Source organism: Paracoccus indicus, from assembly GCF_003056335.1.
In the GTDB taxonomy this organism is placed as follows: Bacteria; Pseudomonadota; Alphaproteobacteria; order Rhodobacterales; family Rhodobacteraceae; genus Paracoccus; species Paracoccus indicus.
Map to the genome: position 1 here is coordinate 55746 of NZ_PYWA01000008.1, position 22458 is coordinate 78203.

Here is a 22458-nt window from a genome sequence, read left to right on the forward strand (position 1 = left end):
TCCTGTTTCTTGGTCCCGAATTGATCGGAATGCCGCGCAGGGGACAAGAGCCAAGCCGCCGTTGCCTTATTTATCGGCAATCAGGCAGTGTCATGCCAAAGATTGTTGAACAAAATCAGTCTGATCATCACAAAAAAGTTGACCGATCATGGGCCTGTCCGTCAGCCTCGGGCCAATCAGGAACATATTTCAGGGAGACCACGTCCATGCAAATCCTCGAACGGCCCGACAAGGCTAGTTTGCGCGGCGGCCTGATCGCCGCGATTTTCCTGATGGCGACATCCGCCATTGGGCCGGGGTTCATCACGCAGACGGCGACGTTCACGGCGCGGATGGGATCGGCCTTTGCCTTTGCCATCCTCGTGTCGGTCATCATCGATTTCGTGGTCCAGCTGAACATCTGGCGCATCACCGCGCTGACCGGGCGGCGCGCATCGCAGACGGCGAACATGGCGATCCCCGGTGCGGGCTTTCTGCTGGCGGTGCTGGTGATCATCGGCGGCCTGGCCTTCAACGTCGGCAATATCGCGGGCGCGGGTCTGGGCCTGAACGCAATGCTTGGGCTGGACCCCAAGATCGGCGGCGCGCTGTCGGCGGTGCTGGCCATCGGCATCTTCCTGTCGCGCCGGGCGGGCCTGCTGCTGGACCGCATGATCGTCGGTCTTGGCATGGTGATGATCGTCCTGACGGTCTTTGTGGCGCTGGTCTCCAACCCGCCGGTGGGCGAGGCGTTGCGTCAGGCGGTCTTCCCCGACTTCATCGATTTCGCCACCATCACCACCATCGTCGGCGGCACGGTCGGCGGCTATATCACCTATTCCGGTGCGCACCGTTTGCTGGACAAGGGGCTGACCGGTCCGCAGAACCTGGGCGCCGTCACGCGCGCGGCCCTGACCGGCATTGCGGTCACCGGCGTCATGCGCTTCGTGCTGTTCCTTGCCATCTTGGGTGTCGTGGCATCGGGCGTGACGCTGGATCTGTCGGGACAGGCGGCGAACCCCGCGGCGCAGGCTTTCTCGGTCGCAGCGGGCGAATGGGGCATGCGCGTCTTCGGCATCGTGCTCTGGGCGGCGGCGCTGACCTCGGTCATCGGGGCGGCCTATACCTCGGTCAGCTTCCTTGACGTCTTCGGCGTCCGGTCCGAGCGTGCGCGCAGCATCGCGACGGTGTGCTTCATCGCCTTCTCGCTGCTGGTCTATGTCGCCATGGGCACCGCCCCTGCGGCCATCCTGGTCTTCGTCGGCGGCTTCAACGGGTTGATCCTGCCGATCGGTCTGACGATCTTCACCTATATCGGTTTCGCGCGCAGCGACCTGATGGGCGGGCACCGCTACAACCGCCTGCTGCTGTGGGCCAGTGCCGCGACCTGCGCGTTGACCTGGTACATGGGGGCCGTTTCGGTCAGCACCATCTTCGCATTCCTGGGCCAATAAGGGGGAACACCATGACGACGATCGACCTGAACAGTGATCTGGGCGAGGGCTATGGCGCTTGGCAGATGGGCGACGACGCCGCGATGCTGGATATCGTCAGTTCCGCCAACGTGGCTTGCGGCTTTCACGCGGGCGACCCGCGGGGGCTGATGGCGACGCTGGAGCAGGCCGCTGCCCGTGGCGTGGCGGTGGGAGCGCATGTCTCCTATCCCGATCGCGTCGGGTTCGGTCGTCGCAACATGGATGTGACCCCCGATGAGCTGCACGCCGATGTGATCTATCAGATCGGCGCGTTGCAGGGGCTGGCGCGGGCGGCGGGCACGCGCGTCACCTATGTCAAGCCGCACGGGGCGCTTTATAATACCATCGCGCAGGATGCGGGGCAGGGGGATGCGGTCATCGCGGCAATCCGCGCCATCGACCCGGACCTGGTGCTGATGGGGCTGGCGGGCGCGCCGATCCTTGACCGCGCCCGCGCCGCCGGCCTGCGCGTCGTGGCCGAGGCATTTGCCGACCGTGCCTATACGCCCCAAGGTGCGCTGGTCTCGCGCCGCCAGCCCGGCGCCGTGCTGCATGATCCGGAAACCGTCGCCGCCCGCATGGTGCAGCTGGCGACCACCGGCGTCATCCAGTCGGTGGACGGATCGGACCTGCACCTGCAGGCCGACAGCATCTGCGTGCATGGCGACAGCCCCGGCGCGGTGCAGATGGCCGCGCAGATCCGTCAGGCGCTGCTGGCGAAGGGCGTCACCATCGCAGCCTTCGCAGGTGCCACATGACCCCGGCCGAGGCACGGGCCATCTACCGCAACGGTCCCGCGCGCCCGACTGCCGGAATGGCGCGCGGGTTCACGCAATGCAACATGATCTCGCTGCCGCGTGAATGGGCCTGGGACTTCCTGCTGTTCGCGCAGCGCAACCCGAAGCCCTGTCCGGTTCTGGACGTGACCGACCCCGGCAGCCATGTGACCGTCCTGGCCCCCGATGCCGATCTGCGCACCGACATCCCGCTCTATCGCATCTGGCGCGACGGGGTGCTGGCGCAGGAAACCCCTGATGCTGCCCAGGCATGGGCCGAACACCCCGATCTGGTCAGCTTCCTGATCGGCTGTTCCTTCACCTTCGAGGCGGGTCTGCTGGCTGCGGGCATCCCTGTCGCCCATGTCGAACAGGGCTGCAATGTGCCGATGTATCTGACCGACCGCGAGTGTCGTCCCGCTGGCCGTCTGTCGGGGCGGATGGTGGTGTCCATGCGCCCCATCCCTGCCGATCGCGTGTCCGAGGCGGTGATGATCTCGGGGCGGATGCCTGCGGTGCATGGCGCGCCCGTGCATGTGGGCGATCCGACCGGATTGGGCATCGCGGATCTGGCCCAGCCCGACTTCGGCAATCCGGTGACGGTGCCTGCGGGGCATGTCCCCGTCTTCTGGGCCTGCGGCGTGACGCCTCAGGCGGCGGTCATGGCATCGCGCCCGCCCTTCGCCATAACCCATGCGCCGGGGCATATGTTCATCACTGATACCCCCGAATCCCGGTGGCAGGCATGAGCGCGCGTTTCCTGCCCGTCGGGCCCCGCTGTCTGCTGGTCGAGCTGGCCGATCTGGACGCCACGCTGGCGCTGTTCGATGCCCTGCTGGCCGATCCCCTTCCCGGCGTGGCCGAGGTGGTCCCCGCCGCCCGCACGCTGATGATCACGACGGGTCCCGGCGTGGCAGCCGATGCGGCACTGGCAGGGGCCATTCTGGCCCGCCAGCCCGCCCCCGGCACGCCGCCTGCGCCTCGTAGCACCGAGACGGTGGAAATCCCCGTTACTTACGATGGCGAGGATCTGCGCGACGTGGCCGAGCACATGGGGCTGACCACCGATCAGGTCATCGCCGCGCATCAGGATGTGCTGTGGCAAGTGGCCTTCTGCGGTTTCGCGCCCGGTTTCGCCTATATGACCTGCGATGACGCGCGCTTCGATCTGCCGCGCCGTCCGGCCCCGCGCACCCGTATCCCCGCGGGGTCGGTCGCCTTGGCCGGGCGCTTCTGTGGCGTCTATCCGCAGGAAACGCCGGGCGGTTGGCAGTTGATCGGCCGGACCGAGGTGCCGATGTTCGACCTGACCCGCAATCCTTCGGCCCTGCTGCGTCCGGGCGTTCGGGCGCGGTTCGTCGAAGGCGCGGCCAAGGTGTATGCCATGGCGACGCCTGCGGCTGCGATGACGCCGACGGGGCTGGCGATCGTGCAATCGCCCTTTCCGATGCTTGTCCAGGATGCGGGCCGGATGGGGCAGGCGGGGCAGGGGGTCTCGGCCTCGGGGGCGCTGGACCTGGGGGCGCTGCGGCGTGCGAACCGCGCCGTGGGCAATCCCTCCGATGATCCCGCGCTGGAGATCACCCTTGGCCCCGTCCGCCTGCGCGCCGATTGTGCTATGACGCTGGCGCTGGCCGGTGCGGGGCAAGCAGTGGTGATTCACCCGCAGGGCCGCACGACCATCGATCCGGGCGCGGCCTTCGCGCTGGACGCGGGCGATCAGGTCCAGATCGACCCGCCCGCCCGCGGCATGCGCAGCTATCTGGCGATGCGCGGCGGCTTCGATGTGGCCCCGGTGCTGGGGTCGGCCTCGACCGACACGCTGGCCCATATCGGGCCGCCCGCGCTGACGACGGGTGACGCCGTCGCGCCCGCGAACCGGCCCACCGCCGCCATTACGCCGCCAGCCTCCGCCCCCGATCTGCCCATGGCCGATCAGGTGGTGGAACTGCCCGTGACGCTTGGCCCCCGCACCGATTGGTTCCATCCCAAGATGGTCGAGCGTTTCCTGGCACAGGACTGGCAGGTGACGGCGCAATCCTCGCGCGTGGGGATCCGTCTGGCGGGTGAGGCGCTGACCCGCGACGCCGGCGAACTGCCGTCCGAGGGCACCGCGACCGGCGCCATCCAGATCCCGCATTCCGGCCAGCCATTGCTGTTTCTGGCCGATCACCCGCTGACAGGCGGCTATCCGGTCATTGCGACGGTTCAACCTCAGGCGCTTGATCTGGCCGGTCAGATCCCCCCCGGCGCCCGCATCCGCTTTGTCGCCGATGCCCCCTTTGCCCCCATTACCCCGGAAGGCCAACCATGACCCTGTTCCACGACAGCGCCACGCTGCGCCCCATCGACCGCCTGCTGATCGCAAACCGTGGTGAAATCGCCCTGCGCGTCATCCGCGCCTGCCGTGACATGGGCATCGAGACCATCGCCGTCTATGCCGATCCCGACCGCGACGCCCCCTTCGTGCGCATGGCCGATCACGCCTATGCGCTGGATGGCTTTCGCCCCGGAGAGACCTATCTGGACCAGCGCAAGATCCTGGACATCGCCGCGCGTGCAGGTGCCGATGCCATCCATCCCGGCTATGGCTTCCTGTCGGAAAACGCCGATTTTGCCCGTGCCGTGCAGGATGCGGGCATCATCTGGGTCGGTCCCGATCCCGATGTCATCGACGCGCTTGGCGACAAGATCCGCGCGCGTGAAATCGCGCAGGCGGTCGGTGCGCCGCTGGTCGCGGGCAGCCCCGGTCCGGTGGACAGCGGCGCGGATGCCCTGGCCTTCGCACGCGAACACGGGCTGCCCATCGCCATCAAGGCAGCTTTCGGCGGCGGCGGGCGCGGCATGAAGATCGCCTGGTCGCTGGACGAGGTCGAGGAGCTGTTCGACAGCGCCGTGCGCGAGGCCGTCACCGCCTTCGGTCGCGGCGAATGCTTCATCGAGCAGTTCCTCGATCGCCCCCGCCACATCGAGGCGCAGGTGCTGGGCGACCGTCACGGCACCGTCAAGGTGCTGGGCACCCGCGACTGTTCCCTGCAGCGCCGCAACCAGAAGCTGGTCGAGGAAGCCCCCGCCCCCTTCCTGACCGACGAACAGCGCGACCGCATCCACCAATCGGCAAAGGCGATCTGCGCCCATGCGGGCTATAGCGGTGCCGGAACGGTCGAATTCCTGCTGTCGGCCAATGGCACGATCTCGTTCCTCGAGGTGAACACGCGCCTTCAGGTCGAACATCCGGTGACCGAGGAAACCACCGGCATCGACCTGGTGACCGCCATGATCCGCGTGGCCCAAGGCGCGGCCATCGCCGATGACAGCGTGCCCACCCCGCGCGGCCACGCCATCGAGTTCCGCATCAACGCCGAGGATCCGGGCCGCGGCTTCCTGCCCACGCCCGGTCCCATCGACCTGTGGCAGCCCCCCGCCGGGCCGGGCATCCGGTTGGACAGCGGCGTCGAACAGGGCGGACAGGTCGCGGGCAGCTTCGACAGCATGATGGCCAAGCTGATCGTCACGGGGCAGGACCGCGAACAGGCGCTGACCCGCGCGGCCCGTGCGCTGAATGAATTCCGCATCGAGGGCGTGGCCTCGGTGCTGCCCTTCCACCGCGCCGTCCTGACCACGCCCGAGTTCCGCGCCGAAGGCGGCGATTTCGGCGTCCACTGCCGCTGGATCGAGACGGATTTCGCCGACCGCCTGACCGCGGCCGTCACCCCGGCCAAGCGCGTGACACCCGCCGCCGATGTCGCGATGATGCGCCTGTCGATCGAGATCGACGGCAAGCGGCACGACCTTGCCCTGCCGCAGGGGATGCTCTCGATGGGGGGCGGTACCGCGCCTGCCGCCGAAGCGCCCGAGGCTGCCGAACCCGGCGCCGTCACGGCACCCGTCGCGGGCATCCTGTCGCTATGGCAGGCCGAGGATGGCGATGAGGTCACCGAAGGTCAGGTCATCGCCGTCATCGAGGCAATGAAGATGGAGACGCGAATCGAGGCCCCCTGCAGCGGTCGTCTGACCCGCAAGGCCGAACAGGGCCAGACCCTTGCCCATGGCGCGCAGATCGCCCTTGTCACAACCTGAGGCGGTCGCACCCCCGATCCGATCGCGGATCGGGGGCATGCATCCGGCAAAACCGGCAAAACCTTGCACAAATCCCCGCCCGCGGCCTGCCGTGCGTCATAGATCAGTGGCCTGATCCGTTTTCTGTTGCTAGCATTTGTTCGTTAATGTTGCGATTTTACGAGGCCATGATGAAGCAGACCATCGACATGATGGGCCGTGATCCCCCACAGCTGCTGGCCAGGGCGGAATTCACGCTGGACATGATCCGAAACCTGCTTGTCGTGGCCGAAGCCACGGCCGAGGGCAGGCCGGTCATGGTCGAGTTCCGCAGCTTCGGGGTCTGGGCCCTGACCCCCGAGGGCCATCGCCTGTTCGTGGGTCACGTCGAAGACGCCGATCCGCAGGACGGTTGAGCGTCATCCCCCGACATAGGCCGCAAGCGTCGCGGCGACCCCCTTGTCGTGCAGCTGGCGCAGTTGCGCGGCAAATGCGTCTTGCAGGAGGTCGTTGCGGGCCAGATCCCCGAAGATCGCCTCGTTCGCCAGGAAGGCGGCGGGATCGCTGCGCGCTGCCAGTGCGCTGGCCTTCAGCTGGGCGTGCTGGTCGTCGTTCGGCGCGATGGGCGTGCCGTCCTGCGTGGTGCCTTCGCAATAGCGGCACCACAACGCCAGCTCCAATGCCAGCCCGTCGATGGGGGCGCCAGCCGCCAGCCTGTCGCGCAGCGTCGGCAGGATGAACTTGGGCTGGCGGTTCGACCCATCAAGGCAGAGGCGCGGAATGGTGTCGCCGATGCGCGGGTTCGAGAAACGCTGCAGGATCAACTGCAGATAGTCGTCATAGCTGACACCCTCGATCGGTTGCAGGGTGGGGATGACCTCGCGGGTTTCCAGGGCGCTCAGCCAGTCGGCGATGCGGGGATCGGCCATGGCGTCATGGACGAAATGGTGCCCCAACAGCGCGCCTGCATAGGCGATGGCCGCGTGACCTCCGTTCAGGATGCGCAGCTTCATCAGCTCGTGCCGGGCGACGTCCTGGACGAATTCCGCGCCGACGGTCTCCAGCGCGGGGCGGCCTTGGGGGAAGTTGTCCTCCAGTACCCATTGGCGGAAAGGCTCGCAAACGACGGGGGCGGCGTCGACGATGCCGAACCGGTCGCGCACCAGATCGCGTTCCCGGTCCGAGGTCGCGGGCGTGATGCAATCCACCATCGAGTTCGGGAAGGCGATGTTCTCGCCGATCCAATCGGCCAGCGCCGGGTCCGACAGTGCCGCCAACCCGCGCAGCGTCCGCGCGCAGACATGGCCGTTTTCAGGCAGGTTGTCGCAGGACAGGACGGTGAAGGGCGCATGACCCGCATCGCGGCGGGCACGGATCGCGGCCAGCATCATGCCGAAGACGGTCCGCGGGCTGTCGGGGTTGGCGGCATCATGCGCCATGTCGGGGTGGGCCGCATCGAAGCCGTCCGTCTTGGCATCGACGTAATAGCCGCCCTCGGTGATGGTCAGCGACACGATGCGGATGGCGGGGTCCGACATGGCGGCGACGACGGCCTGCGGATCGACGGGCAGGAAATCGATCATCGGCCCAAGGACGCGCGCCGACAGCCCTTCGGGGTCCAGTTCGACCAGGGTGCTCAGCCAATCCTGTTCGGCCAGACGGTCGCGCATCGCCGCATCGCCCGGACGCACGCCCGCGCCGACCAGCGCCCAGTCATGATCGCGCCCCGAGGCGAACAGCCGGTCCAGATACCAGGCCATATGCGCGCGGTGGAAGTTGCCCACACCTACATGCAGGATCCCCGCCTTCAGGGCGCTGCGGTCGTATTCGGGCCGCCCGATGTCGGGGGACAGCTGGTCGAGGGCGGTTTGGGTCAGGGCAGTGGTCATGATCGGACCTTTCGTCAAGGCGACCCCCGCCGCGACGCGGGATGCGCGCGCGGGGCCGTTCGGATCGGGGTGAAGCGGGGATCAGGCGATGCGGTCGCCCTGGGCGTCGAAGCGGTGGATCTTGGTCGGATCGGGCGTCAGCCAGACCGTGTCGCCGTGGTGAAGGTCGATCTCGCCACCTGCGCGCACGGTGATGGTTTCGGACAGTCCCGTATCCTCGATATAGAAGAAGGTGTCGCTGCCCAGGTGTTCGCTGACGCCGATGCGGCCCTTCCATGTCCCTTCGGTCGCCGAAACCTTTATGTGTTCGGGACGCACGCCGATGGTGGTGGCGTCATGGTCCGCAGCGGCAGGCCCGGTGATCAGGTTCATCTTGGGGCTGCCGATGAAGCCCGCGACAAAGAGGTTCCTGGGCGTCCGATAGAGGTCCATCGGGCTGCCGACCTGCTCGATATGCCCGGCCCGCAGGACGACGATCTTGTCGGCCATGGTCATCGCCTCGACCTGGTCGTGGGTCACATAGATCATGGTGGTCTTCAGCCGCTGGTGCAGCTCGGAGATCTCCAGCCGCATGCCGACGCGCAGGGCGGCATCTAGGTTCGACAGCGGTTCGTCGAAAAGGAAGGCCGCAGGTTCGCGCACGATGGCCCGCCCGATGGCGACACGCTGGCGCTGACCGCCCGACAGCTGACCGGGGCGACGGTCCAGGTAATCCGTCAGGTTCAGCGCCGCGGCCGCGGCTGCGATGCGGCGGTCCTGTTCGGCCTGGTCGACATTCGCCATCCGCATGGGGAAGGCGATGTTCTTGCGCACCGACATATGCGGATAAAGCGCATAGGACTGGAAGACCATCGCCAGCCCGCGACGGGCAGGGGGCGTGTCGGTGGCGTCGTTGCCGTCGATCAGGATCTGGCCGCCGCTGGTATCCTCCAGCCCCGCGATCAGGCGCAGCAGGGTGGATTTCCCGCAGCCCGAGGGGCCGACAAAGACCACGAACTCGCCATCCTCGATGTCTAGGTTCAGCGGCGGAATGACTTCGACATCGCCGAAGCGTTTGGTCACGTTCTCAAGTGTGATGCGTCCCATGGTCGTCTCCTATTTCACGGCGCCGAAGGTCAGACCGCGGACAAGTTGTTTCTGGCTGAACCATCCCATGATCAGGATCGGCGCGATGGCCATGACGGATGCCGCCGAAAGCTTTGCCCAGAACAGGCCCTGCGGGCTGGAGAAGCTGGCGATGAAGGCCGACAGCGGCGCTGCGTTTGTGGTGGTCAGCTGAATGGTCCAGAACGCCTCGTTCCAGGCCAGAATGACGTTCAGAAGCATGGTGGATGCGATGCCCGGCACCGCCATGGGCGTCAGCACATAGAGGATCTCGTCCTTCAGGGACGCGCCGTCCATGCGCGCGGCCTCCAGGATCTCTCCGGGGATCTCGCGGAAGTAGGTGTAGAGCATCCAGACCACGATCGGCAGGTTGATCAGCATCAGCATGACCGTCAGGCCGATCCGCGTGTCCATCAGGCCGGTGCGAAGAAAGATCAGATAGATCGGCACCAGCACCGCGACGGCGGGCATCATCTTGGTCGAGAGCATCCACATCAGGATGTTCTTGGTGTTCTTGGTGGGCGAAAAGGCCATCGCCCAAGCTGCCGGGATCGCCACGATCAGCGCCAGGATGGTCGAACCCACCGACAGGATCACCGAATTGGTGAAGGGCTTCCAATAGTCGTTCTGGGTCTGCACCGCCTCGAAGCTGGAGAGCGTGAACGAGGGGATCAGGCTGAAGCCCGAGATCGCCTCCTGTTCGGTCTTGAGGCTGGTGATGATCGTGTAGAGGATCGGGAAGAAGATCAGCAGGGCCACGAACCAGGCCGCGGCGGTATAGCCGATGCGGGTGCGGGTCGAAACTGCACGTGCCATGGGATGCTCCTCAGTCCAGGTTCTTGCCGACGGCGCGCATCAGGAAGACGGCGACGATATTGGCCAGGATGACGGCGATGATGCCCCCGGCAGCGGCGCCGCCGATGTCGAAGTTCAACCGGGCCGCGCGATAGATCAGATAGGTCAGGTTCGTGCTGGCGTTGCCGGGCCCGCCATTGGTGGTCACCAGGATCTCGGCATAGATGCCCAGAAGGAAGATCGTCTGGATCAGGATCACCACGGTGATGGCGCGTGCCATATGCGGCAGGGTCAGGTGGATGAAGCGGCTGAGAGAGCCGGCACCGTCCATCTCGGCGGCCTCCATCTGTTCGCCGTCCAGCGATTGCAGGGCGGTCAGCAGGATCAGCGTGGCGAAGGGCAGCCACTGCCAGGCCACGATGATGATGATCGAGGTCAGCGGGAACTGCGCGAACCAGTCCACCGGCTGCGCCCCGAAGAACCGGGCGATGTCGGCGAAGACGCCATAGGACGGGTGCATGATCATGTTCTTCCAGATCAGCGCCGCGACCGGCGGCATCACGAAGAACGGAGAGATGACCAGGATCCGCACGATGCCCTGCCCGAAGATCGGCTTGTCGATCAGCAGCGCGATGGCGATGCCGCCGACGACGGTGATCGTCAGCACGCCCAGCACCAAGGCGAGCGTGTTCCAGATCGCGTCGAAGAAGGCGGGGTCGGAATAGAAGTACTGATAGTTGAACCAGCCTGCCCAGCTGGTCCCGGTCGGGTTCAGCAGGTTGTAGTTCAGGAACGAATAATACAGCGTCATCCCCAACGGGACGATCATCCAGATCAGCAGCAGGATGATGGCAGGTGCGCGCATCAGGCGCGCAAGACTTGCGGTCTGGCGGGTGGCCATGGCTTGCGTCCTCTTGGGGGGAAAGCGGGGGTGCGCCGCCCCGTCGATGGGGGCGGCGCAGATCGCGGCTTACTTGGGGTAGCCGGCGCGGGTCATCTCGCGCGTGGTGGTGGACTGGGCCGCGGCCAGCGCGTCCTCGGCCGACATCTGGCCTGCCAGCGCCGCCGAGAAGGTCTGACCGACCGCCGTGCCGATGCCTTGGAACTCCGGGATCGCGACGAACTGGCCGCCGGTATAGGGGATGTCCTGAACCGAGGATTTCTGCGTATCGGCAGCGTTGATCGATTCCAGCGTCATCGCAGCGAAGGGTGCGGCTTCCTGGTATTCGGCGTTCTCATAGAGCGAGGTCCGCGTGCCCGGAGGTGCAGCACGCCAGCCTTCGGCCTCGGCCACCATGTTGGTGTATTCCTTGCTGGTCGCCCAGGCCACGAAGGTCTTGGCCGCGTCCTGCTTCTGGCTGGAGGCCGGGATGGCCAGGTTCCACGCCCACAGCCAGTTGCCGTGGTTGTCGACGCCTTCCTTGTTGGGGAACTGGGCAAAGCTGACGCTGTCGGCGACGGTCGAATCCTCGGGGTCGGTCACGAAGCTGGCCGCGACGGTCGCGTCGATCCACATGCCGCATTTGCCCTGCTGGAACAGCGACAGGTTCTCGTTGAAGCCGTTCGAGGACGCGCCCGGAGGTCCGTATTCGTTCATCAAGGTCAGATAGTCGGTCAGCGTCGCCTGCCATTCGGGGCTGTCGAACTGCGGCGCCCATTCCATGTCGAACCAGCGCGCGCCATAGCTGTTGGCCATGGCGGTCAGGAAGGCCATGTTCTCGCCCCAGCCCGGCTTGCCGCGCAGGCAGATGCCATAGACTTCGTTGTCCTTGTCGGTCATCGCCTTGGCGGCGGCGGTGATGTCGGTCCAGGTCGGATTGTCGGGAATGGTCACGCCGGCGGCCTCGGCCAGATCGGTGCGGTACATGACCATCGCCGATTCGGCATAGAAGGGCGCGGCATAGAGCGTGTCGTCCACCGACAGAGCGTCGCGGACGGCAGGGACCAGGTCGTCGACGTCATAGCCTTCGGGCAGCTCGTTCAGCGGCGTCAGCCAGTCCTGGTTGGCCCAGATCGGAACCTCGTAGGTGCCGATGGTCAGCACGTCGTACTGGCCGCCATTGGTGGCGATATCGGTGGTGACACGCTCGCGCAGGATGTTTTCCTCCAGCGTCACCCACTCCAGTTCGATGTCGGGGTTCGCTTCGGTGAAATCCGAGGTCAGCGACTGCATGCGGATCATGTCGCCGTTGTTGACGGTCGCGATGGTCAGGGTCGTCTTGTCCTGTGCAATGGCGGCACCGCCGATGGCACATAGGGCCGTAGCGCCCAGAAGGGCGCGCAATGTGGTGTTCATGTAGTCCTCCCTTGCCGGATGGGCATTTGCCCGACCGATGGGCATATATTCGGACCTTGGAGGGATTCTGTCAACGGGCTATGCGAAAAAGACCCGCAGAATCCTGCAAGTCCTTGGCAGCGTGCGAAACTTGGGCGGTGGTTCAGGCCAGCAGGCGCTCGGCCGTGGCTTCCGAGGTGATCAACCCGGTGATCAGGCGGCCCTTCAGTGCCGCGCGGATCGCGGGCAGCTTGGCGGTCCCGGATGCCAGGGCCACGACCGGCTTTTCGGGATTGGCGGGCAGGGGGGCCGAGGCGACGCGGCGGTTGAAGGCGCAATCCATGATCCGGCCGTCCCCGTCATAGATCCAGCTGGTGATCTCGCCCGCGGCACCTTGGGCGATCAGTTCGCGGATTTCGGGCTCGGGCAGGAAGCCGTCGACATGCAGGGGCGCGGTCATGTCCATCTGCCCGATTCCCACCAGCGAGATATCGGCCCGTGCACAAAGGGTCAGCGTGTTTCGGACACCGAGCTGCTGCTGCATGGCGCGAAGTTCCCGCGCATCGGGCGCCAGGACCGGCAGCGGATAGGGGTAATGCGGCGCACCCACGCGTTCGGCCAGCCGGATGGTGGCATTATAGGGGGTGGCCGAGCCGTCCTCCATCATGTTGCCAAGCCGCGAGACGATGACATGCTGGGGGCAAGACATGCGCGGCAGCTGTTCCACCAGCGCCCGCAGGCTGCGCCCGGTCCCAAGGCTGATGATCCGCTGTTCGGGCGATTTCAGCACGCGTTCCAGCTCGGCCGCGGCGGCAATGGCGATGCCGGTCAGCAGGTCCGGCGCGTCCGGATCGGATGGCGCGACCTCGCAGATCTGCAGATCGAAGCGGTCGCGCAGGGCCGCGGCCAAGTCCATGCAGCGCCCGATGGGGTGATCAAGGCGGACCTTGACCAGCCCCTCGGCCACCGCCATCGCCACCAGACGTTGTGCCGATTGGCGGCTGACCCCCATCTTGCGCGCGATCTCATCCTGGGTGTTGCCCGCAACGTAATAGAGCCAGCCCGCGCGGGCGGCATCGTCAAGCCGGGTGGATTCGGGGCTGAAGCGGCCGTGGCTCATCCTTGGTCCCCCGGGGTCTGCATGCGGGCGATCAGATCGGGCAGGCTGGACCAATCGTCAAGGCGGGTCACGCCCTCATGGGGGGATTGGTCGCGCAGGTGTGCCCCGCCCGTGTAATGCAGCACGCGGATGTCGGCGGCCTGCGCGGCCTGGATGCCGGGCACGCTGTCCTCGATCACCAGGGCGTTTTCGGGGGGGCAGCCCATCTGCCGGGCCGCGAAGAGGAACAGGTCCGGTGCGGGCTTGCCGCGCGCGACCTGGCTGGCGGTGAAGACATGCGGGCCGAAGCGTTCTGAAAGGCCCAGCACCTGCAACGTATGCGCCACCCGCGGCGGGCTGGACGAGGTCGCCACGCAGATGCGGCGGTCGCCGATGGAGGACAGCATCGCTTCGAACCCCGGGGTCGGCTTCAGTTCGGCGTCGAAACGGTCCAGCAGACGGGCGCGATAGGTCGCCTCGAAGTCGTCGGGAAGGGTGCGGTCGAAACGGTGGCGGATGGTGGCGGCCACGGTCGGAAAGCTGCGGCCCAGAAAGTCGCGGCGCACGTCCTGCATGGTGATCGCGATCCCCAGCTGCGCCAACTGATCGATCAGCACGCTGGCGGACAGGACCTCGCTGTCGGCGATGACCCCGTCACAGTCGAAAATGATCAGATCGACCTGCATATGGCCTTCCCCTTCGTTGATTTCCGCAGGAATAGTCAAAAAACCCGTTGCAGGAAATAGCGGAACAAAACGCTTGGACTGCGGCCCATTGTGCCCCGCCAAGGCACGCGTTTATCTGCGCGCTTGCGTCGAACGGCTTTACACCCCGCCCCCCAGCTTGCAAACCAGAGAGACGATGATCACGCAAAAGATGAAATACGCGCTGAAGGCCTTGCTGGTTCTGGGCGACGAGGCCCGCAGCCCCGCCCCCCAGCCCCTGACGATCGAGATGATCGCCAAGCGTTCCGGCGCGCCCAAGCGGTTCCTGGAGCAAATCCTGCTGGAGATCCGCAACGCCGGGCTTGTCGGATCGGTCCGCGGGCGGGCAGGGGGATACAGCCTGATCAAGCCCGCCGCCGAGATCTCGATCTCGGAACTGCTGCGCCTGATCGACGGCCCCATCGCGCCGCTGCCCTGCCTGTCACGCCGTGCCTATCAGCGGTGCGACGATTGTACCGACGAGGCGACCTGCCGTCTGCGCAAGGTCTTTGCCGAGGTCTTCTGGTCCTATCTGATTTTAATCGAATCGCTGAGCCTGGCCGACATGCTGAACTCGGATCAGGTGGCCGCAAGCGTCACGGGCGCTTGATCCTGAACTGATCAAGGCCTTGATTCAAATACACTAATTCAGCATTTTTAAAAGCGACCTTTCAGGGCGTTGCTTTTATCTTGCCATACACGACTTTGTCTGTCGTTATTTAGGTATTGGCTGCGATGACAGCCTGACCCGGACCAGCAAGGATGCGACGATGACCAGACCCCTGCGCCAGATCGACCTGCCCCCGCGCCCCTTCCGCGCGGTGACGCTGATCGAAGGCCGCGATGCCGGCTTTCATGGTTCGGCCGTCATTCCCAACACTCTGCAGGGCCGGCATCACAATCGCCCCGCAAGCCAATCCTGTCTTGCCCGACAGGGCGGACAGGCCAGCCTGACCGTCATCCTCTAACCATCGTTCCCACAGGAGAACCGCCATGATCGTCACCATCCAGACCGGCAAGTACAGCAGCGCCCAAGGCCTCCGCGTCGCTCAGCACAGCGATGGCCGTGTCACCATCAGCACCGGCCGCAGCCAGCTGACAGGCTTTCCCGTCGGGCGGCTGACGCCGACGGGCATCTGACCCCGGCATCTGACCGCAGCAAAGGACGCGTCCCATGACCATCCGCCCCACCTTCCTGACCCTTGCCCTGCTGGCCGTGGCGCCGCAGGTCCATGCTCAGGATCTGCTGAACGTCAGCTATGACCCCACGCGCGAACTGTATCGCGAGGTAAACGAGGCTTTCGCACAGTCGTGGTCCGATCAGGGCCATGACGCGGCCCGGCTGGAGACCAGCCACGGCGGGTCCGGCGCACAGGCCCGCGCCGTGATCGAGGGGTTGGACGCACAGGTTGTCACCCTTGCCCTTGCCAGCGACATCGACAAGATCGCCGAGGCCGGAAAGCTGCCCGCCGATTGGCAGGCACGTCTGCCGCATAACTCCAGCCCCTACACCTCGACCATCGTGTTCCTGGTGCGGGCGGGCAACCCCAAGGGCATCACCGATTGGGGCGATCTGACGAAGGACGGGGTCGAGGTCATCACACCGAACCCCAAGACCAGCGGCGGTGCGCGCTGGAACTATCTGGCGGCATGGGCATGGGCCGAGGCCAACGACCGTGACCCCAAGGCATTCGTGCATGACCTGTTCGCCAATGTTCCGGTGCTGGATACCGGCGCGCGCGGCGCCACGACGACCTTCGCGCAGCGCGGCATCGGCGATGTCCTGCTGGCTTGGGAAAACGAGGCCTGGCTGGCGCAGCAGGAGCTGGGCAGCGATCAGTTCCAGATCGTCACGCCCTCGGTCAGCGTCTTGGCCGAACCGCCGGTCGCAATGGTCGACGCCAACATCAAGGACGATGCGCAGCGCGAACTGGCGACGGCCTATCTGGAATACCTCTATACGCCACAGGCGCAGGCGATGGCCTTTGCCCATTACTATCGCGCGTGGGATGACAGCCAGGCCGACCCCGAAGACGTCGCCCGTTTCCCCAAGATGAACCTTGTCACGATCGAGGATCTGGGCGGTTGGGCCAAGCTGCAGCCCGAACACTTCGGCGACGGCGGCATCTTCGACCAGATCTACGCGGGTCCGTGATGACCCGACGCATCTGGATCGCCCGCAGCCCCATGCCGGGGCGGGGCCTTTCGGCGGGGATCACCCTGTCGATGCTGTCGGCGGTGGTGCTTCTGCCCATCGGCGCGTTGATCTGGCAGGGGGCGCAATTCGGCCCCTCGGGGCTCTGGGATGTCATCAACCGTCCCCGTGTCTGGGCGGCGCTATGGCTATCCTTCCGGCTGGCCTTCCTGGCGGCGGCGTTCAATCTGGTTTTCGGCACGCTGCTGGCCTGGGTTCTGGTGCGCTATCGCTTTGCCGGCCGCAGGCTGGTCGATGCAGCGGTCGATCTGCCCTTCGCACTGCCAACCGCCGTTGCGGGCATCGCGTTGACGACGCTTTACGCGCCGAACGGCAGGCTGGGGGGGCTGGCCGCGCAGATCGGCTGGAAGATCGCCTATACGCAATGGGGCATCTTCCTGGCACTGGTCTTCGTGGGCCTGCCCTTCGTCACCCGCACCGTCCAGCCCGTGATCGAGGAGATCGACACCGAGGTCGAGGAGGCCTCGGCCACGCTTGGGGCATCGCGCATCCACACGATCCGCCGCGTCATCCTGCCCATGCTGACGCCCGCGGCCTTGACCGGCTTTGCGCTGTCGATGGCGCGCGGGGTGGGGGAATACGGCTCGGTCATATTCATCGCCGGCAACATCCCCCTGAAGACCGAGATCGCCCCCCTGCTGATCGTCATCCAGTTGGAGGAATACAATTACGACGCAGCCGGTGCGATCGGCCTGGCGATGCTGGCGATATCCTTCGTCACGCTGCTGGCGATCAACCTTGTCCAGATCTGGTCCCGCAGGAGGATTGGTCATGTCTGATGCCGTTTTCATACCCCGTTTCCGCCGTGCCAGCGACGATAGTCCCTTGATGCGACTGGTGCTGATCGCGGTGGCGCTTGGCGGCTTGGCGCTGCTGGTGGTGATGCCCCTGGTGGTCGTCATCGGTCAGGCGCTGGCGCAGGGCTGGGGCGCGGCCATCGCTTCGCTGGCCAGCCATGACGCATGGTCGGCGATTCGGCTGACGCTGCTGATCACCGCCATCGCGGTGCCCTTGAACGCGGCCTTCGGCATCGCAGCTGCCTGGTTCATCACCAAGTTCGACTTTCGCGGCAAGGCCTTCCTGATCACGCTGATCGACCTGCCGTTTTCGGTCAGCCCCGTCGTTGCGGGCCTCTGCATCGTGCTGCTGTTCGGGGCGAATTCCACCCTTGGCGGCATCCTGATCGCGCATGGCCATCCGGTGGTCTTTGCCGTGCCGGGCATCGTGCTGGCCACGGTCTTCGTCACCTTCCCCTTCGTCGCCCGCGAATTGATCCCCGTGATGATCGAACAGGGCCGCGCCGAGGAAGAGGCCGCCCTGACCCTCGGCGCATCCGGCTGGCGGGTCTTTGCGAGTGTCACCCTACCCAACATCCGTTGGGCACTTCTTTACGGCACGCTGCTCTGCACCGCCCGTGCCATGGGGGAATTCGGGACCGTGGCCGTCGTGTCCGGCAAGATCCGCGGCCAGACCGCCACCATGCCGATCACGATCGAGATGCTGTATAACGAATACCTCTCGGTCGCGGCCTTTTCCATGGCGGGGCTGCTGACCTGCCTGGCCCTGATCACCCTGACCCTGAAAACCGGGCTGGAGCTGCGCCACGCGGACGCCCTTGCCGCAACCCGTCGCCACTGAGGACAGATCATGCATATCCAGATCGACCAGATCGCCAAGACCTTCGGCACCACCTCGGCGCTGCATCCGGTGTCGCTCTCCATCCCGCAAGGCGCGCTGGTGGCGCTGCTGGGGCCTTCGGGGTCGGGCAAGACCACGCTGCTGCGCATCATCGGCGGGTTGGAGTATCCGACCGCGGGCCGCGTCTTGTTCGACGGTCAGGACGCCACGAACATGTCGGTGCAGGATCGCCGCGCGGGCTTCGTCTTCCAAAGCTATGCCCTGTTCCGGCACATGACGGTTTTCGACAACATCGCCTATGGCCTGCGGGCCCGCCCCCGTGCGTCCCGTCCGGCCCCGGCGCAGATTGCGCAGCAGGTGACGCGCCTGTTGGACCTGATTCAGCTGCCCGATATCGGCAGCCGCTTTCCGACCCAGCTGTCGGGCGGGCAGCGGCAGCGGGTGGCGCTGGCCCGCGCCCTGGCCATTCAGCCGCGCATGTTGCTGCTGGACGAGCCCTTCGGCGCGCTGGACGCCAAGGTCCGCAAGGAGCTGCGCCAGGGGCTGCGCGACATTCACGATGAAACCGGCCTGACGTCGATCTTCGTCACCCATGATCAGGACGAGGCGATGGAGCTTGCCGATATGGTCGTCGTCATGTCCATGGGCCGGATCGAGCAGATCGGCACCCCGGCCCAGATCCGCCAGACGCCCGCGACCAGCTTCGTGCGGGATTTCACCGCGGCATGACGCGCCTGTTCAACACTCTTGATGGTTGTTGAACATCGCTGTATTCAACAGTCGAAAGGATTGTTGAACATGGCGCCGAAACTGCACTCCGCCCTGGCCCATGCGGCCTATCACGACCTGCTGCGGTCGCTGCGCGACGAAGGGCTGCGCGACCTGCGTGGCACGCCGACGCTGGTGACGCGGAACGGGCGCGGGTACTGGTATGACAGCTTCCGCGTCGGGGCCGATGTCCGCAAGCGCTATATCGGTGAGGATACGCCCGACCTTGCCGCCCGCATGGCCCGCGCGCGCGAGGATCGCGTCCCCGCCGATCAGCGACGCCGCGACCGCGCCCGCCTTGTCCGCCTGCTGCGGGCCGAGGGATTCCTCGGCCTCGATCCGACCACCGGCAGCCTGCTGGCGGCGCTGGCCGGGGCGGGAGTCTTCCGCCTTGGCGGCACCGTGGTCGGCACACATGCGTTCCGGCTGTACGAGGGCGAGTTGAACCTGCGCCTCGGACTGGATCAGGTGGCGCAGACCGACGATCTGGACATCGCCAGCTTCGAACGCCTGTCGCTGGCGCTGGAGGATGCCGCCGCGCCCCCCGTGCAGCAGGTGCTGGCCGATTTCGCCTTCGATCCCGCGCCCAGCCTCGAACCCGGTCGCGCCTGGCGCTGGCGTCAGACGGCGGGCAATGCGCTGGTGGAATTTCTGACCCCGGCCTTCGACCAGGAAGGCCTGCGCGATCTGCCGGCGCTTGGGGTGCAGGCGCAGGCGCTGCGGCATCTGAACTATCTGATCGCCGAACCGATCCACGCCGCCATCCCCTATCGCAGCGGCGTGCTGGTACAGGTTCCCCGACCCGAGCGTTTCGCCATCCACAAGCTGATCGTTGCCGACCGCAGGCAGCAGCAGGACCGCCTGAAATCGGCCAAGGATCGCGCTCAGGCGGCGCTGCTGATCGAGACGCTGGCCCGCGACCGCCCCGAGGATCTGGCCGAGGCGCATGACGACGCCCTGTCCCGCGGCCCACGCTGGCGCGACCGGATCGCCGCCAGCCTGGCGCGCATGCCGGATACCGCGGCGCTGCTGGCCGCGCTTTAACCCGCCACCACGATGCGGGTTTGCCAATCCTGGCAGGCACGGGACAGATCGCGCGGCAGATCCTGATCGGTGAACAGGCAATCGACCTGCGACAGGCTGGCGATCCGCGCGGGCGCGCTGCGCGTCAGCTTCGAGTGATCCGCCACAAGGAAGGTGCGCCGCGACTGGCGCAGGATGGTCTGGCTGACCCCGACCTCCTGGATGTCGAAATCCAGCATGTCGCCGTCGCGGTCCAGCGCCGAACAGCCGATCACCGCCAGGTCGAACTTGAACTGCTGGATGGTCTGGGCTGCCAGCGATCCCACCAAGCCGCCATCCGCGCGTCGCAGGCTGCCGCCGGTGACGATCACGTCGCAATCGGGATTGGCGGTCAGGATGTTGGCGACATTGATGTTGTTCGTCACCACCAGCATGTTGCGATGGCCCAGCAATTCGCGGGCCACGGCCTCGGTGCTGGTGCCGATGTTCAGGAACAACGAGATGTTTTCCGGCACCTCGGCGGCGCAGGCGCGGGCGATGCGGGTCTTGGCATCCTGATGCAGGGCGCGGCGATCCTCGTAGCCGATGTTGGCCACGCCCGAGGACAGGATCGCACCGCCATGCACGCGCTCCAGGCGGCCGCTGTCGGCAAGCTCGGACAGATCGCGGCGGATGGTCTGCAGGGTGACGCCGAAGTGGTCGGCCAGACCTTCGACCGTGACCTTGCCGTCGCGGCGGGCAATCTCGAGGATCTGGGGGTGGCGGAAGGTCTGCGACATCGGGCGTCCTTTTCGCCAGATGTGCCACGCGAAAACCGATCAGGCAAGATGTTCGTTTCCTTGCGCTTTGTGCAGAATCTCGACGCCATGGCGGAGGGAACAGCCACGAAAGCAGCGCCTGATAGGGCAATGATTGTGACTTCAACCGCGTAACATACTGTTATATCTGCAAAATCATTAAATGAACGAAAACGAACATTTTTTACTTTCTTTTTTTTGCGTTCGCCGTCAGAACTTGGGGGACGCGCAGAGGTGGAAAGGAACGGCCCTTGTCCGACAGCAGCACTCCGGATCTTGTCGATCTGTTCGTGATCGGCGGCGGCATCAACGGCTGCGGCATCGCGCGTGACGCGGTCGGTCGCGGGCTTTCCGTGACCCTGGCCGAGATGGGCGACCTGGCGCAGGCGACGTCCTCATCCTCGACCAAGCTGTTCCACGGCGGGCTGCGCTATCTGGAATACTTCGAATTCCGCCTGGTCCGCGAGGCGCTGATCGAGCGTGAGGTTCTGCTGCAGGCCATGCCGCACATCAGCTGGCCGATGCGCTTTGTCCTGCCCTGGCATCCCGACATGCGGTTCGAATCCGACACGCCGACCTCGAAGCTGCTGGGGATGGTGATGCCCTGGATGAAGGGCCGCAGGCCGTCCTGGCTGATCCGCTTGGGGCTGTTCATGTATGACAACCTGGGCGGTCGCAAGATCCTGCCCGGCACGCGGACCCTGTCGCTGGACGGTACGCCCGAGGGCGCGCCTTTGCAGGACCGCTTTCACCACGCCTATGAATATTCCGACTGCTGGGTCGAGGATTCGCGTCTGGTCGTCCTGAACGCCCGCGACGCCGAGGCGCGTGGTGCACGCATCATGACCCGGACCAAGGTGATTTCGGCCGACCGCCATGCCGACCATTGGGTCGTGACCGTCGAAGATCCCGAGGGACAGCAGCAGACCCATCGTGCCCGCATGCTGATCAACGCGGGCGGGCCGTGGGTCGGCGACATCATCCAAGGCAAGATTCGCCTGAATTCGTCCGAAGGCGTGCGGCTTGTCCGCGGCTCGCATATCGTGACGCGCAAGCTTTATGATCACGACAAGTGCTATTTCTTCCAAGGCACCGACGGGCGGATCATCTTCGCCATTCCCTACGAGACCGACTTCACCCTGATCGGCACGACTGATGCCGAACATCAGGACCCCTCGGTCACGCCCGAATGCACGCCCGAGGAACGCGATTACCTGCTGAACTTCGCCAACCAGTATTTCCGCCAGCAGTTGTCGGCGGATGACGTGGTCTGGTCTTATTCCGGCGTGCGTCCGCTCTATGACGACGGCGCGCAGAGCGCGACGGCGGCCACGCGGGATTATACGCTGAAGGTGGACAGCGATGGTGGTGCGCCGGTGCTGAACGTCTTTGGCGGCAAGATCACCACCTATCGTCGGCTGGCGGAATCGGCGCTGGAAAAGATCGGCGTGCATTTCGACGGGCTGTCCGGGCCCTGGACCAAGGGCGTCGCGCTGCCGGGGGGCGATTTCCCCGTCGATGGGGTCGCGGCGCTTGTCGAAGGGCTGCGTAAGGCGCATCCTTTCCTGACCGATCGTTGGGCGCTGCGCCTTGTGCGCGCCTATGGCGCCGAGGCCTCCGAGGTGATGGGCAATGCCGTCATGCCCGCGGATCTGGGCATCGATTTCGGCGCCACCCTGACCGAGGCCGAGGTGATCTGGCTGATGGATCGCGAATATGCCACCTGCGCCGCCGACGTGATCTGGCGCCGCAGCAAGCTGGGTCTGCATCTGGACGATGATCAGATCCATGCACTGGATGAATGGATGCAGGCCCGAGCGGGCCGCGTGGGTGCAGCCGCAGGATAAGCGGCGCGACCTTGG

The 22458-nt window shown here is 65.8% G+C and carries 23 protein-coding genes; 15 read left to right on the forward strand and 8 right to left on the reverse strand.

Annotated features, from left to right (window positions below; translation table 11 throughout):
* The first annotated feature begins 206 nt into the window (after window positions 1-206).
* The 6 genes from DDE75_RS13735 (at window position 207) to DDE75_RS13760 (ending at window position 6705) form a co-directional block, all read left to right on the forward strand.
* Window positions 207-1433 carry an NRAMP family divalent metal transporter gene (locus tag DDE75_RS13735; protein ID WP_108502965.1) on the forward strand — a complete coding sequence of 409 codons (1227 nt, stop codon included), beginning with the start codon at window positions 207-209 and terminating at the stop codon, window positions 1431-1433.
* Between the two features lie 11 nt (window positions 1434-1444).
* Window positions 1445-2212 carry a LamB/YcsF family protein gene (locus DDE75_RS13740; RefSeq protein WP_108502966.1) on the forward strand — a complete coding sequence of 256 codons (768 nt, stop codon included), beginning with the start codon at window positions 1445-1447 and terminating at the stop codon, window positions 2210-2212.
* Window positions 2209-2979: a putative hydro-lyase gene (locus DDE75_RS13745; RefSeq protein ID WP_108502967.1), complete on the forward strand. Its 771-nt coding sequence runs from the start codon at window positions 2209-2211 to the stop codon at window positions 2977-2979. Before DDE75_RS13740 ends, DDE75_RS13745 begins: the two co-directional genes overlap by 4 nt.
* Window positions 2976-4544 (forward strand): 5-oxoprolinase subunit B/C family protein, encoded by a 1569-nt coding sequence (locus DDE75_RS13750; RefSeq protein ID WP_108502968.1) that lies wholly within the window; start codon window positions 2976-2978, stop codon window positions 4542-4544. The genes DDE75_RS13745 and DDE75_RS13750 overlap by 4 nt, the downstream gene beginning before the upstream one ends.
* The gene (locus DDE75_RS13755) at window positions 4541-6310 is read left to right on the forward strand and encodes an acetyl/propionyl/methylcrotonyl-CoA carboxylase subunit alpha (RefSeq protein ID WP_211659356.1); all 1770 of its coding nucleotides are present in this window, start codon (window positions 4541-4543) and stop codon (window positions 6308-6310) included. Before DDE75_RS13750 ends, DDE75_RS13755 begins: the two co-directional genes overlap by 4 nt.
* Window positions 6311-6477: 167 nt before the next feature.
* Window positions 6478-6705 (forward strand): hypothetical protein, encoded by a 228-nt coding sequence (locus DDE75_RS13760; protein ID WP_162799047.1) that lies wholly within the window; start codon window positions 6478-6480, stop codon window positions 6703-6705.
* Between the two features lie 3 nt (window positions 6706-6708).
* Here DDE75_RS13760 and DDE75_RS13765 read toward each other — a convergent pair whose 3' ends face one another.
* The 7 genes from DDE75_RS13765 to DDE75_RS13795 all read right to left on the reverse strand — a co-directional run bounded on the left by DDE75_RS13765 (window position 6709) and on the right by DDE75_RS13795 (window position 14137).
* Window positions 6709-8178, reverse strand: coding sequence for a mannitol dehydrogenase family protein (locus DDE75_RS13765; protein WP_108502970.1), 1470 nt, complete (start codon window positions 8176-8178; stop codon window positions 6709-6711).
* Between the two features lie 81 nt (window positions 8179-8259).
* Window positions 8260-9264, reverse strand: coding sequence for an ABC transporter ATP-binding protein (locus DDE75_RS13770; protein WP_108502971.1), 1005 nt, complete (start codon window positions 9262-9264; stop codon window positions 8260-8262).
* Window positions 9265-9273: 9 nt separating this feature from the next.
* Window positions 9274-10098, reverse strand: coding sequence for a carbohydrate ABC transporter permease (locus tag DDE75_RS13775; RefSeq protein ID WP_108502972.1), 825 nt, complete (start codon window positions 10096-10098; stop codon window positions 9274-9276).
* Between the two features lie 10 nt (window positions 10099-10108).
* The gene (locus DDE75_RS13780) at window positions 10109-10978 is read right to left on the reverse strand and encodes a carbohydrate ABC transporter permease (protein ID WP_108502973.1); all 870 of its coding nucleotides are present in this window, start codon (window positions 10976-10978) and stop codon (window positions 10109-10111) included.
* Window positions 10979-11047: 69 nt separating this feature from the next.
* On the reverse strand, window positions 11048-12373 hold the full coding sequence (locus tag DDE75_RS13785; RefSeq protein WP_108502974.1) for an ABC transporter substrate-binding protein: 1326 nt from the start codon (window positions 12371-12373) through the stop codon (window positions 11048-11050).
* A 142-nt stretch (window positions 12374-12515) separates the two neighbouring features.
* Window positions 12516-13472 (reverse strand): sugar-binding transcriptional regulator, encoded by a 957-nt coding sequence (locus tag DDE75_RS13790; protein ID WP_108502975.1) that lies wholly within the window; start codon window positions 13470-13472, stop codon window positions 12516-12518.
* Window positions 13469-14137, reverse strand: coding sequence for an HAD family hydrolase (locus DDE75_RS13795; protein ID WP_108502976.1), 669 nt, complete (start codon window positions 14135-14137; stop codon window positions 13469-13471). The genes DDE75_RS13790 and DDE75_RS13795 overlap by 4 nt, the downstream gene beginning before the upstream one ends.
* Window positions 14138-14312: 175 nt before the next feature.
* Here DDE75_RS13795 and DDE75_RS13800 point away from each other — a divergent pair, with 175 nt between their 5' ends.
* The 8 genes from DDE75_RS13800 to DDE75_RS13830 all read left to right on the forward strand — a co-directional run bounded on the left by DDE75_RS13800 (window position 14313) and on the right by DDE75_RS13830 (window position 19820).
* Window positions 14313-14765 (forward strand): RrF2 family transcriptional regulator, encoded by a 453-nt coding sequence (locus DDE75_RS13800; protein WP_108502977.1) that lies wholly within the window; start codon window positions 14313-14315, stop codon window positions 14763-14765.
* A gap of 160 nt (window positions 14766-14925) precedes the next feature.
* A complete protein-coding gene (locus tag DDE75_RS13805; protein ID WP_108502978.1) occupies window positions 14926-15123 on the forward strand; it encodes a hypothetical protein in 198 nt (65 codons plus the stop codon).
* A 25-nt stretch (window positions 15124-15148) separates the two neighbouring features.
* Window positions 15149-15295: a hypothetical protein gene (locus tag DDE75_RS17345; RefSeq protein ID WP_162799048.1), complete on the forward strand. Its 147-nt coding sequence runs from the start codon at window positions 15149-15151 to the stop codon at window positions 15293-15295.
* A 34-nt stretch (window positions 15296-15329) separates the two neighbouring features.
* Window positions 15330-16310, forward strand: coding sequence for a sulfate ABC transporter substrate-binding protein (locus DDE75_RS13810; RefSeq protein WP_108502979.1), 981 nt, complete (start codon window positions 15330-15332; stop codon window positions 16308-16310).
* On the forward strand, window positions 16310-17149 hold the full coding sequence (gene cysT / locus DDE75_RS13815) for a sulfate ABC transporter permease subunit CysT (protein ID WP_108502980.1): 840 nt from the start codon (window positions 16310-16312) through the stop codon (window positions 17147-17149). The genes DDE75_RS13810 and cysT overlap by 1 nt, the downstream gene beginning before the upstream one ends.
* The gene (gene cysW, locus DDE75_RS13820) at window positions 17142-18008 is read left to right on the forward strand and encodes a sulfate ABC transporter permease subunit CysW (protein WP_108502981.1); all 867 of its coding nucleotides are present in this window, start codon (window positions 17142-17144) and stop codon (window positions 18006-18008) included. The genes cysT and cysW overlap by 8 nt, the downstream gene beginning before the upstream one ends.
* 9 nt (window positions 18009-18017) lie before the next feature.
* Window positions 18018-18737, forward strand: coding sequence for a sulfate/molybdate ABC transporter ATP-binding protein (locus DDE75_RS13825; RefSeq protein ID WP_108502982.1), 720 nt, complete (start codon window positions 18018-18020; stop codon window positions 18735-18737).
* 69 nt (window positions 18738-18806) lie between these two features.
* Window positions 18807-19820, forward strand: a complete 1014-nt coding sequence (locus DDE75_RS13830; RefSeq protein WP_108502983.1) for a nucleotidyltransferase family protein — start codon at window positions 18807-18809, stop codon at window positions 19818-19820.
* On the opposite strand, the gene DDE75_RS13835 is transcribed toward DDE75_RS13830, so the two are convergent.
* Entirely contained in the window at window positions 19817-20578 is a 762-nt protein-coding gene (locus tag DDE75_RS13835; protein ID WP_108502984.1) for a DeoR/GlpR family DNA-binding transcription regulator, read from the reverse strand. The two genes, DDE75_RS13830 and DDE75_RS13835, sit on opposite strands and share 4 nt — an antisense overlap.
* A 269-nt stretch (window positions 20579-20847) precedes the next feature.
* Here DDE75_RS13835 and glpD point away from each other — a divergent pair, with 269 nt between their 5' ends.
* Window positions 20848-22443 (forward strand): glycerol-3-phosphate dehydrogenase, encoded by a 1596-nt coding sequence (gene glpD, locus DDE75_RS13840; RefSeq protein WP_108502985.1) that lies wholly within the window; start codon window positions 20848-20850, stop codon window positions 22441-22443.
* Window positions 22444-22458 lie beyond the last annotated feature (15 nt).

Bases quoted from the DNA above. Each gene is read 5' to 3' on its own strand.
- DDE75_RS13735 (WP_108502965.1), top strand. From the start codon at position 207: ATGCAAATCCTCGAACGGCCCGACAAGGCTAGTTTGCGCGGCGGCCTG.
- DDE75_RS13740 (WP_108502966.1), top strand. From the start codon at position 1,445: ATGACGACGATCGACCTGAACAGTGATCTGGGCGAGGGCTATGGCGCT.
- DDE75_RS13745 (WP_108502967.1), top strand. From the start codon at position 2,209: ATGACCCCGGCCGAGGCACGGGCCATCTACCGCAACGGTCCCGCGCGC.
- DDE75_RS13750 (WP_108502968.1), top strand. From the start codon at position 2,976: ATGAGCGCGCGTTTCCTGCCCGTCGGGCCCCGCTGTCTGCTGGTCGAG.
- DDE75_RS13755 (WP_211659356.1), top strand. From the start codon at position 4,541: ATGACCCTGTTCCACGACAGCGCCACGCTGCGCCCCATCGACCGCCTG.
- DDE75_RS13760 (WP_162799047.1), top strand. From the start codon at position 6,478: ATGATGAAGCAGACCATCGACATGATGGGCCGTGATCCCCCACAGCTG.
- DDE75_RS13765 (WP_108502970.1), bottom strand. From the start codon at position 8,178: ATGACCACTGCCCTGACCCAAACCGCCCTCGACCAGCTGTCCCCCGAC.
- DDE75_RS13770 (WP_108502971.1), bottom strand. From the start codon at position 9,264: ATGGGACGCATCACACTTGAGAACGTGACCAAACGCTTCGGCGATGTC.
- DDE75_RS13775 (WP_108502972.1), bottom strand. From the start codon at position 10,098: ATGGCACGTGCAGTTTCGACCCGCACCCGCATCGGCTATACCGCCGCG.
- DDE75_RS13780 (WP_108502973.1), bottom strand. From the start codon at position 10,978: ATGGCCACCCGCCAGACCGCAAGTCTTGCGCGCCTGATGCGCGCACCT.
- DDE75_RS13785 (WP_108502974.1), bottom strand. From the start codon at position 12,373: ATGAACACCACATTGCGCGCCCTTCTGGGCGCTACGGCCCTATGTGCC.
- DDE75_RS13790 (WP_108502975.1), bottom strand. From the start codon at position 13,472: ATGAGCCACGGCCGCTTCAGCCCCGAATCCACCCGGCTTGACGATGCC.
- DDE75_RS13795 (WP_108502976.1), bottom strand. From the start codon at position 14,137: ATGCAGGTCGATCTGATCATTTTCGACTGTGACGGGGTCATCGCCGAC.
- DDE75_RS13800 (WP_108502977.1), top strand. From the start codon at position 14,313: ATGATCACGCAAAAGATGAAATACGCGCTGAAGGCCTTGCTGGTTCTG.
- DDE75_RS13805 (WP_108502978.1), top strand. From the start codon at position 14,926: ATGACCAGACCCCTGCGCCAGATCGACCTGCCCCCGCGCCCCTTCCGC.
- DDE75_RS17345 (WP_162799048.1), top strand. From the start codon at position 15,149: ATGATCGTCACCATCCAGACCGGCAAGTACAGCAGCGCCCAAGGCCTC.
- DDE75_RS13810 (WP_108502979.1), top strand. From the start codon at position 15,330: ATGACCATCCGCCCCACCTTCCTGACCCTTGCCCTGCTGGCCGTGGCG.
- cysT (WP_108502980.1), top strand. From the start codon at position 16,310: ATGACCCGACGCATCTGGATCGCCCGCAGCCCCATGCCGGGGCGGGGC.
- cysW (WP_108502981.1), top strand. From the start codon at position 17,142: ATGTCTGATGCCGTTTTCATACCCCGTTTCCGCCGTGCCAGCGACGAT.
- DDE75_RS13825 (WP_108502982.1), top strand. From the start codon at position 18,018: ATGCATATCCAGATCGACCAGATCGCCAAGACCTTCGGCACCACCTCG.
- DDE75_RS13830 (WP_108502983.1), top strand. From the start codon at position 18,807: ATGGCGCCGAAACTGCACTCCGCCCTGGCCCATGCGGCCTATCACGAC.
- DDE75_RS13835 (WP_108502984.1), bottom strand. From the start codon at position 20,578: ATGTCGCAGACCTTCCGCCACCCCCAGATCCTCGAGATTGCCCGCCGC.